This is a genomic window from Aeromonas sp. HMWF015, assembly GCF_963878965.1.
GTDB classification, from domain to species: Bacteria; Pseudomonadota; Gammaproteobacteria; order Enterobacterales; family Aeromonadaceae; genus Aeromonas; species Aeromonas veronii.
Window position 1 is genome coordinate 1 of the sequence record NZ_CAWNZT010000212.1, and the last position, 6,203, is coordinate 6,203.

The 6,203-nt window shown below is 57.1% G+C and carries 6 protein-coding genes and 1 pseudogene; 3 read left to right on the forward strand and 4 right to left on the reverse strand.

The features are described from left to right. The coding region (locus AACS18_RS11500; RefSeq protein WP_108614307.1) for a flagellin N-terminal helical domain-containing protein at window positions 1–643 on the reverse strand (643 nt) is incomplete at its 3' end. A 384-nt stretch (window positions 644–1,027) separates the two neighbouring features. On the opposite strand from AACS18_RS11500, the gene AACS18_RS11505 reads away from it, so the two are divergent. Next, window positions 1,028–1,660 (forward strand): trimeric intracellular cation channel family protein, encoded by a 633-nt coding sequence (locus AACS18_RS11505; protein WP_005333975.1) that lies wholly within the window; start codon window positions 1,028–1,030, stop codon window positions 1,658–1,660. 100 nt (window positions 1,661–1,760) lie between these two features. Further along, entirely contained in the window at window positions 1,761–2,153 is a 393-nt protein-coding gene (locus AACS18_RS11510) for a hypothetical protein (protein ID WP_005333978.1), read from the forward strand. 74 nt (window positions 2,154–2,227) lie between these two features. Here the strand turns inward: AACS18_RS11510 and thiI are convergent, their stop codons facing one another. Next, on the reverse strand, window positions 2,228–3,676 hold the full coding sequence (gene thiI, locus AACS18_RS11515) for a tRNA uracil 4-sulfurtransferase ThiI (protein ID WP_108614308.1): 1,449 nt from the start codon (window positions 3,674–3,676) through the stop codon (window positions 2,228–2,230). A 177-nt stretch (window positions 3,677–3,853) separates the two neighbouring features. Here thiI and AACS18_RS11520 point away from each other — a divergent pair, with 177 nt between their 5' ends. Beyond that, on the forward strand, window positions 3,854–4,819 hold the full coding sequence (locus AACS18_RS11520) for a hypothetical protein (protein ID WP_108614309.1): 966 nt from the start codon (window positions 3,854–3,856) through the stop codon (window positions 4,817–4,819). 55 nt (window positions 4,820–4,874) lie between these two features. Here AACS18_RS11520 and AACS18_RS11525 read toward each other — a convergent pair whose 3' ends face one another. Both AACS18_RS11525 and AACS18_RS23410 read right to left on the reverse strand, forming a co-directional pair. After that, window positions 4,875–5,123: a hypothetical protein gene (locus AACS18_RS11525; RefSeq protein WP_108614310.1), complete on the reverse strand. Its 249-nt coding sequence runs from the start codon at window positions 5,121–5,123 to the stop codon at window positions 4,875–4,877. Window positions 5,124–5,245: 122 nt separating this feature from the next. Further along, window positions 5,246–6,203: pseudogene (locus AACS18_RS23410) on the reverse strand (penicillin-binding protein 1C); the annotation flags it as partial.

A 6,203-nucleotide genomic window follows, 5' to 3' on the forward strand; every position in this document is an offset into this window, starting at 1 on the left:
CTTGAGCTTTACTCTGAGTGCTAATACTGATGCCGCCAACTCCCCCACCAGTGAAGATATTACTCAAAGCGACTGTGGTCTGTGCACTAGCAGCATTCAGTACCGTAATCGTAGTTGCAGCAGCTTCAGCAATACCCGAAATGCTAAAGCCCGCATTTTGACTCAAACTGAAACTAATGGTTTGGTTGGCATCAGCCCCAACCTGGAAGCTCCCAGTGAAAGAACCATCGAGCAACTTGGTCCCCGCAAATGTGGTAGAGGTAGATATACGGTTGATCTCTGCTCCCAGTTGATCGACCTCTTTTTGCAGTGCTTCACGATCCTTGGCAGAGTTGGAACCGTTAGCCGACTGTTGTGCCAAAGTACGCATACGCTGCAGCATGCCGGTCACTTCATCCATGGCCCCTTCCGCAGTTTGTGCCAGAGAGATACCATCATTAGCGTTACGGTTACCTTGATCCAGACCGTTGATCTGAGAGGTCAAGCGGTTGGAAATTTGCAGACCCGCAGCATCATCTTTGGCGCTGTTGATACGCAAACCAGATGCCAGTCGAGTGTAGGAAGTATCCAGTGATTTGGTCGCATTCATCATATTACGCTGAGCGTTGAGTGATGAAACGTTAGTGTTGATAAAAAGGCCCATGACTATTCTCCTAAGCTATTAAATTTACTCTTCTATTTGCTCGAGCTTTATTATTTTCTGTGCCCGATGCGTCTTATTTAACGGCTCGTTTTTGGATGTCTTTAGCATTTTTTTCAACGCTTCATCGCATTAACGCCGCTTACCTTATTTATCGGCGAGTCGAGGGGAAACTTAAGAAAAAAATTGGGTCTAAACCTGTGATGGGACTCAACCTTCTAAAGCCCGCCAACGGCGGAGAGCTGCGGGCACGCACGAGCCTCACCCGGTTCATGCCGCGAGAAAAAATCCGTCCCGACTCTCAATTTTGTCGAGCACTGTTGGCGATTGGGCTCACCAGCCCCTAAAATCGCGGCCCCATCAACAATTTGGCGTGAGTTGTTCTCCATGCAGACACTGGTTGAGCAGATTGTTTACATCAGCGACATGTTTGGTACTGCGGTATTCGCGTTTTCAGGGGTATTGGTGGCTGGACGACTCAGAATGGACGGGTTTGGCGTCATGGTTTTGGCGGCGGTCACTGCCATCGGCGGCGGCACTATCCGTGACATGATCCTGGGAGCCACCCCCGTGTTCTGGGTGCGCGATCCCCTCTATATCTGGGTCGTCATTGCGACGGCGCTGATCGGTATGTGGATGGTCAAGCTGCCCCGCAGGATGCCATGGTATGTGCTGCCGGTGGCGGATGCCTTCGGACTGGCCCTCTTTACCGTTATCGGTGCCCAGAAGGCCCTCAATTTCGGCACCCCAGGGCTGATTGCCGTGATCATGGGCACCATGACCGGGGTAGCCGGTGGCATGATCCGCGATGTACTGGCGCGGGAGGTGCCCATGGTGCTGCAAAAAGAGATCTATGCCACCGCCTGTATCCTTGGCGGCATTCTCTATACCCTGGCGCTTGAGGCCAACATGGACAGGGTAACGGCCATGCTCATCTGCATGACGGCCGTGTTTGGCCTGCGGGTAGCTGCTATCTACTGGCATCTGTCGCTGCCCACCTTCTCGCTGCAACGCAATTGAGAGCAGGCCCACAGCGTCATCATGTCGCTGTGGGCCGCGCGTTGAACCAAATAGGCTTTTCTGTTGTCATAGAAGCAGTCGTTGTTAGCCGGAACTTCTCATGCGCAAAATCGGTATGCTTACCACCCTCCTCCTGGCGAACGTGACGGCAGCCCACGCCGAAGCACAAGTGGTATTTGGACGACTGGCCTCGGCGCCGGTGCAGCAGTTCAACCAGCAGATACGCCAGGCAAGCCATCAACAGCAAAACTGGGTTAATGACTACCGTGAGGTAGCTCTGCGATTCGTCGGTCATGGTGACACACCCAGTCGCATCCATGCCCAGCAACTGGACAATGATCTGGTGCTCTCGGTCGCCCTCGACGGCAGCAAGAGCGACATGATCTACATTCTGACCCTCTATCGCAGCAACAACCTGTGGCAGATGCGGGAGGCGGAAATGGGCTGGCGTTGTCAGGGGCAAGACTCCTTCACTCCGGTTCCCTGTCCCTGATAGTCAGGGCTCACTCTGTGAAATAAAAAATCCGGCACATTGGCCGGATTTTTTAGTGAAGGTGAAAAACACGCTTACGGGCGGTACACCTTGACATTGTCAAAGCCCTTCTCTTTCAGATAGAGCGCCTGCAGCTTGCTCATCACGCCGCGATCACAGTAGAGCAGGTAGGTCTTCTCTTTGGGCAGATCGCCAAAGGTGGTGGCCAGCTTGAAGAAGGGGATATGCAGTACTTCACGACCTTCCACCACCAGCGGCTTCTCGTCGTGTTCGTCGGCAGAGCGGATATCCAGGATCACCTCGTCAGCGCCCAGCACCTGGGTGGTTTCCACCTCTTGCACTTCAGCGGTAGTCTCTTCACCGATACGGCGGATATCAAGGTAACGGGCCTCAGAGACCACCTTGTCCAGAATGGAGAAGTCAAAATTGGCCTCTTCCTCTTCAATGCGGGAGAGCTCGGCCTTCACGGTCGGCTTTTTGGAGATGACGCCACAGTACTCCGGCATGGTTTCGGCGAACTCCAGGGTGCCGATGCGGCGGGCTTCGCTGATGATATCCGGCTTGTCCCAAGTGATGAGCGGGCGCAGGATCACCTTGTCGGTGACCCGGTCGATCACGTTCAGGTTGGTGAGAGTCTGGCTGGAGACCTGACCCACACACTCACCGGTCACCAGCGCCGGGATCTGGAATTCATCGGCCACCTTGGCGGCAGCACGCATCATCATCCGCTTGAGCACCACGCCCATCTGACCGTTGTCGATCTTCTCGAGGATCTCGGCAACCACAGGCTCGAAGTCCACAGCGGTGAAACGTACCCGATGGGAGGAGCCGAAACGGTTCCACAGGTGATAGGCCACCTGCTTGACGCCGATCTCGTGGGCCGCACCACCAAGATTGAAGAAGCAGTAGTGCACTCGGCAGCCACGCTTGATGAACTGGAATGAAGCCACGCCGGAGTCAAAACCGCCGGAGAGCAGACTCAGCACATCTTCCTGGGTCGCGATGGGCATGCCGCTCAGACCCTGATGAATAGCACTGACGATAAAGAGCTCCTCGCCGTCGATCTCTAGGTTGATCTTCACATCCGGGTTCTTGAGGCGCACACCATTGCTTTCGCAGTGCTGGTTCAGACCGCCCCCCACATAGCGCTCAACCTCGAGGGAGGAGAACTCATGCTTGCCGTGGCGCTTGGCGCGCACGCAGAAGGTTTTGCCCTTGAGCTGGTCGCCCCAAACGGCTTTCACCTGCTCGAAGATGTCGTGCAGATCGGTAAACTTGCTGGCTTGTACCTCGAGGAAGGCCTGAATGCCCGGAATACAGGCCAAAGCTTCGATAGCCTGCTCGCGGAACTGGTCATTGCGGGAGCTCACGATCAGCTTGTCCCAATCCATCCGTACGCGGGCATCGTCGTCGAAGCGGCGCAGGACATTGCGGATATTGCCCTGCAGGATCTTGATAAAGCGCTGGCGAACCGACTTGCTCTTGATGGTGATTTCCGGGAACAGCTTGATAATGAACTTCATGGTAATGACTCGGGTGACCTTGATTTAAGGGCGCGAATTATATCAGAACTTTGTGGCCAGCGCCTACTGGATGAGCGTTTGCTCACATTCCCCCACGCAGTGTTTGCCGTGCAGCGCCAATCTTGCGTATATTCCCGACCCTGCGCCTCGCCAGATTTTTGACAACAGACTGATCCGATGAAGACCCATATCTATTACCCCGGCATGGAGGTACGCGACGAGCTCTGGCTCAAATTTGCCCTGCTCTATCTGGAGCAGCTCGCCTTCGTCTTCACCGTCAGCGAAAAGAGCGGTCTCACCGCCCTGCTCGATACCCTTCAACAGCAGAGCGATCTGCTAGCCGAGCGGCCCGATGCCGCCTTTTTTGCCGCCATTACCCCGCAATTGGAGAGCCAGATAAGCGGCCTGGTGGCCCCCGATTTCGTCCGCCACAAGGTGTTTGGCAACAAGGAACTGATTGGTCGCTGGCGTCAGGAGGCCAACCACGACTGCTTCTGCCCGGATCAGGTGGGGCTGGAGCGACTGCACGGCTTTTGCCTGACTCACGGCTTTGCGACCCGGGATGAAGGGGGGATCAGAATGGCGCGGCGCTTTGCCAATCTGATCTCCATGCGTCTCGCCCGTGAGTGGGCACTCGCCAACGACGGGGCGCTTATTACCGATCACGACTATCTGGATCGACTGCTCCATCTGCTCGAATCCCGCTACCACAATCGCGGCGGTCAGGATTGCTTCCACCTCGAAATCCCGTTGCAAGTACCCACTCACCTCGGCGAGATCTCCTTCGCCGAGCTTATCGCCCTGCGCGGGCGCAGCGGCTTTCGCCAGCAGTTGGCCGAATTTCATCTGGCCCTCGACAACCTGCTAACCATGTTGGGTAGCGGCTATGCCGACCCGGCGGCCCTGACCCGCTTTGAGCAGGCTCAGCAAGGGCTCAATCAACTGCTCGGGCCCGAGACCCTCAGCATGCCACTCACCACCCTGGTCAGCACCAGCCTGCCCGCCGTAGCCATGCTCCACCAGTTAAAGGCGAGCCACCCCGAAAGCAACCTCATCTTCCATCCTATCAAGAAGAGCCACTTTCACCAGCGCAAGAGCCAGCACTTCTTCACCCGGCTCGGCCATCTGCGCCACCCGGGCTGAACCGATGGAATGAAAAAGGGGTTGGCATCAGCCAACCCTTCTCGTTTTCTGCGGCCTACCAATCATCACCACGATGATTGGCCTGCTCTTGCGCCTGCCTGCGCGCCTCCATCGCCCTGTCACGGCGGATATTGGCAGGGGTACAGGCAAACTGTTTCTGATAGCAACGCGCAAAACTCTCGGAAGCAGGTTCGAAAGGTGAATAGAACCCGGTACGTTCAGGAGAAATATGGTGATCACCATGATTGGTTGTGGCACAACCCGAACTCATCAGCACCAGCAAGGGACACAGAACACGCAGCAAAAGAGAACTCCCGATTGGATTTGAATGAGTTAGTAATTATTCATAAATTAATTCATCCAATCAAATATTGATGCATTTCAAATGGTTAATTACATTCGCCTCAATGGCTGTCGGCAAAACGCTCAACGGGTGATGGTGCCGGCATCACCGTCAGGATGCACCACGCGAAACTCGATACGATCGCTGTTACCCGCTTCATCGACCACCACCAGCTGATAACGACCCGCAATACTCAGCACCTGATCCCCGTCCCAGCGCAGTCGCTGGCCGTTGAGAAACCAGGCCGACTTGCCAACACCGCCAAGCACCTTGGGCTGCAACCGGTAACGCTGGCTGCGGATAAGGTTGCCCTCCCCCAGCGCCACAATGCGAATAGGGGCCTCCAGCTCGGCGCTCTGCCCCTCCCCTGCACAACCACTGGCGAGCAGCGCCTGTCGTCGCTCGCCGGGGGACCGCCACGGCTCCAGCGACAATGGCCAGAGTGCCCGAAAGCCGGATTGCGCCGCATCTTGGCAGCGTGCCAAGGTCGGCTTGCCCGCGGCGGTCAATGCAACCTGGCGCAGCGGCGAGGGCCAGTCCATGGGGTCCGGCAAGGTGGGAGGATCGCGCCCCTCCAGCAACCAGGCGCTCTGGCGCTGCAAACAGGCCTCTGACAGGGTTGTGCTGGCCTTACGCCCCAGCGGCCAGCAGATCTCTGCTTCGCTCACCGTGTTGGGTTGTGCCGGCAAGGGGCTGTTGTCAGCCAGCCGCGAGTAGACAGAGAGCAGCAACGGCACCGCCGCGCTCTGGCCGTAAAAACCGGGCATGGGGGTACCGTCGGGGCGTCCCAGCCAGACGCCGATAGTCCAGCGACCGGAGACTCCCATCGCCCAGCTGTCGCGATAGCCATAGCTGGTGCCGGTCTTCCAGGCCAGTCGATTGACCCGGCCGGTCGCCTCGCTGGCAAAAGGCTGATCCGCCCGCCCCTGCGCGCTCAGGATCTGCCAGATGATCCAGGCGGCCCCCGGACTCAGCAAGGGCCGCGACACCGCCTGCTGCTCTGCCAGCCAGACCGGCATAGCTACCTGCCCCTCCCGGGTC

What these genes read in the sequence shown, in the direction of transcription:
- AACS18_RS11520 (WP_108614309.1), top strand. Translation starts at nt 3,854, where the DNA reads ATGAAGACCCATATCTATTACCCCGGCATGGAGGTACGCGACGAGCTC.
- AACS18_RS11510 (WP_005333978.1), top strand. Translation starts at nt 1,761, where the DNA reads ATGCGCAAAATCGGTATGCTTACCACCCTCCTCCTGGCGAACGTGACG.
- thiI (WP_108614308.1), bottom strand. Translation starts at nt 3,676, where the DNA reads ATGAAGTTCATTATCAAGCTGTTCCCGGAAATCACCATCAAGAGCAAG.
- AACS18_RS11505 (WP_005333975.1), top strand. Translation starts at nt 1,028, where the DNA reads ATGCAGACACTGGTTGAGCAGATTGTTTACATCAGCGACATGTTTGGT.